2 protein-coding genes are annotated in these 3,651 nt (G+C 61.5%); one reads left to right on the plus strand and one right to left on the minus strand.

Going from position 1 to position 3,651, the window contains the following annotated elements; all coding sequences use genetic code 11:
* On the plus strand, positions 1-389 hold a 389-nt coding region (locus tag AWU74_RS11735), incomplete at its 5' end, for a hypothetical protein (RefSeq protein WP_187150882.1).
* 419 nt (positions 390-808) lie between these two features.
* On the opposite strand, the gene AWU74_RS05865 is transcribed toward AWU74_RS11735, so the two are convergent.
* The gene (locus tag AWU74_RS05865; RefSeq protein ID WP_062328518.1) at positions 809-3,412 is read right to left on the minus strand and encodes a helicase-related protein; all 2,604 of its coding nucleotides are present in this window, start codon (positions 3,410-3,412) and stop codon (positions 809-811) included.
* Positions 3,413-3,651 lie beyond the last annotated feature (239 nt).

The raw sequence follows: 3,651 nt of genomic DNA on the forward strand, positions 1-3,651 counted from the left end.
CGGCAGGCGCAATCGGCGGGCTTGCCGCCATAGGCATCGGGTGCGGCAATGACTTGAACCGCGATTTTCCGCTAAACACGGCTGAAAAGAGCGTTGCCGCCCCAAGAGCGGGGTTTGAGATTACAGATAACATATACCTGATAGGACCTAAAGGCGAAGTCTCAAAACCGATTAGGGGAACCGTGTTTGACCCAATTTGGCTATGCATATGGGGACCGCCGCGCACGGTAAAAATCCCGCATTACTGGCGATACGCGAATGCCGCGTACCGGCAGGCGCTTGAAAAAGCCGGTTTCGACATTGTCGAGTATTACAGCACGTCACGGCCGGGCGCAGATTGCTATGTTGCAATCAATACGTTCCAAATTCAGGGCTATAACAAGCGTTAAACTGAAGCGGGAAAGCGGGACATTCAGGCGGGGACGGGCGAAATATAAATTGATTACCGCCCTGATACGGAGGGTTAACTGAAAAAGCCCTTATTCGCCGTGCTGATTGCGCTAATGGGGGCGTCCGTCTTCGCATGCGGCAGATGAAGCCCAAAAGCAGGCGGAACAAGAAGCCACCGGGTTTCGCACGGCGCATAAACGGGTACCGGCACTGCCCGCTCTATGCGCCGAGTTTTCTGAAAGCAAGGCCTCTCTGCCGCCGCGGGTTTCCCGCATACAGGCTTTGCCCTTATGCCGGGTTCTCTGAAAGAACTCGATCGTTGCCCCTACTTCGCGCAACCTCTACGCAGAGTTTCCTGTGCGCCTGCGGCGGTACAGGAAACTCGATCGATACCCGCGCATAGCGCGGGTATCGCCGCCTACTCGTACATTCCAGACAGCTTCCGGTACACGGCGTTCACCTGTGCCTTCTGCTCTCCGGCAAAGCTCTGCGCCGCCTCGTCTATGAGCGTTTCAAGGCTCGAAAGGCTCTCGTTCAGCGCGGTCGGAAAGCCGCGCGACACCTTGTAGCAATAGCCGCCGCGCCCGTCGGTGAATAGCCCGATAAAGCCCAGTTCCTGTCCGGCCGGCTTCGCCCGCGTAACGCGCAGAACCCAGCCGAGCGACGACACCAGCTTTTCCGCGGACGCGGCGTCGTCCGAGCGGAGGCGCGCTTTCCGCCCCCACTCGGTTTCGGCGAGTGGCGCAAGGTCGAGGTTCTCCGCCGCCTTCGCAATGAGCGCCGCCTTTTCGCCCGACAGGAGCGGGCGGTCCTGCACCGTGAGCATTCCGCGGAACCCCGCGATTCGGGCGCGGGACGCGTCGTCTTTGGCGGCTTCAAGCGCGCGGCGGAACTGCTCAAGCGGCAGCACGAGGTATTTCTTGCCCTTCAGCTTCGTAAGGGCGAAGCGCTCGCCGCCGAAAAGGACGCTTTCCTCCTTCGCGCCGTCGGCTGCCGCGCCGCCGTCTTTTCTGCGGCGGGGTGAAGCGTCCGTCGGCGTGTCCGCGGCGGCTTTGCCCTGCCTGCCGCCCAACAGAGGCGGCGTTTCTGCCGCGCCGTTCCTGCCGCGCCGTTCCTGCCGCGTTGCGTCGAGCGCCGTGTCGAGCCCGGCGTCTATCCGCTTCAGAAGCGGGCGAGCGAGCGGCGACACCGACATTGCGAACATGCGCGAGGTACGGACGATTTCGCCCGCCACGATATAGAGCGGGTCGCTGCGGAACACGCTGCTTCCGGGGTGAATCTGGATATGGTCGGCGGTGAGGCTCCGGTAGCTCTCTCTGCCTTCGCGGACGCATACGAACTGAATCATCCCCGCCGCGACGCAGCACAGGTAATCGTCCATAGAGCCGCCAGACGAAACGGGCAGCCCCAGCCGCGCGGCGATTTGCTCAAGCTGTTCCTTTATGTTGCAGATTTCCGTCATAACCTGATAGTCGAGGTAGTTCTTTTCGCAGAACTGCTCCTTGTTCGTAACGGCGACGAAGGTACGGTACATTTTAAGGTAGGACACGAAGTCGCCGAGCAGGTCGCGGAAGGCGTGGTGCGCTTTCCGCGCGTCCATTTCCTTGCCGGCCGGCAGGACGAACGGCGACTTCGCTGAAAGAAAGGCGGCGGCTATGAGCACTTCCTCCAGCACATCGGGGTAGCGCTGAATCGACTCGGCGATGATGCGGCTCTGGCGCGGCAAAAGCGGAAACTCCGCCATAAGTTTGCCGGTGCCCGACAGCGTATTGTCCGCTTCGAGCGCCTTCAGCATGCGGAGCGTGTCGACCGCGCCGCTCATGCCCTCGCGCCCGGGCGGGGAGATAAAGTCGAAGCGCTCAAAATCGGTGATTCCCAGTTCCGCCATTCGGAGCGCCACTTCCGAAAGGTCGGTGCGGTGGATTTCTTCCTCCGTGTACAGCTCGCGCTTTTCAAAGTCCTCGCGCGCATACAGGCGGTAGCACGTCCCCGCCTCGGTGCGCCCCGCGCGCCCCTTCCGCTGGTTGCAGGACGCCTTCGACACCGGCAGTTCCGTCAGGCTCGACGTGAAGTTCCGCGCGTTGTACGCGTTGAGCTTCGCCAGCCCCGTGTCTATGACGGCGGTAACGTCGGCTATGGTTACGCTCGTCTCGGCTATGTTCGTGGAGAGAATCAGCTTCTTCCTGCCGGACGGCGGCGGAGCGAACACGCGCTCCTGCTCCTCTTTGGAAAGCCTGCCGTACAGCGGCAGCAGCCAGAGCCGCCTTCCGAAGGGCAGCGAGGCGAGCAGGCGGAGGCAGTCCTTGATGATTTTCTCGCCGGGCAGAAAGCAGAGAATCGCGCCGGACTCTTTGCCGGCGAGCACGCGCTCGACCGTCGCCGCGATTTTCTGGAGCAGCGCGTCCGCGGCGGCGGGCGAAATGGTGCTCGTGACGCCCGCGGGCGGGTCATAGACGACGTTTACGGGATAGGTAACCGTGTCTATGGTTACAATCGGCGCGCCGTCGAAGTAGTGCGAGAACGCTTCGGCATTCATAGTCGCCGACGAGATAATCACCTTGAAGTCTTTCCGCTCCGCGAGGACGCGCTTCAGCAGCCCCAGCGTGAAGTCTATGTTCAGGCTGCGCTCGTGCGCCTCGTCCACCATGACGACGGAGTATTTGGACAGGCACGGGTCGAACTTCACCTCCTGCAGCAGAATGCCGTCGGTCATGATTTTTATGCGCGTGGAGAAATCGGTCTTGTCCTCGAAGCGCATTTTGTAGCCGACCAGCCCCGGGTACGCGGTGCCGAGCTGTTTGGATATGAACTCGCTCACCGACAGCGCGGCGATTCGGCGCGGCTGCGTAACGCCGACGATTCCGGCCGCCGAATAGCCCGCTTCGTGCAGAATCACGGGTATCTGCGTGGTTTTGCCGCTTCCGGTGGGGCTTTGCACCACCACCGCCTGTTCGTCCGCGAGGGTGTCGAGAATGCGCTGCTTCTGCTCGTATACCGGCAGCGACGTGTATGTGAATGCCATATCAGCGTATGCTAGCACAAACGCGCGCCGCTTGCCAGCGCATAGGTAAGCGGGGTAACGGCATAGCGATACAAAAGGCAGGGCTTGCGCCCCGCCTTTTGCCTGTATTCCGCCCCTGCCCTATCCGCGGGTCACGCCGCCGTTTGCCGCGCCTGCGCCGGCTCTTTCGCCTCAATGCCGGCTTCAAGCCGGAACAGATCAAACGGCACAAAGTGTGTAAAAACCGAAGCGCTCTTCAT

Source organism: Treponema endosymbiont of Eucomonympha sp., from assembly GCF_001028545.1.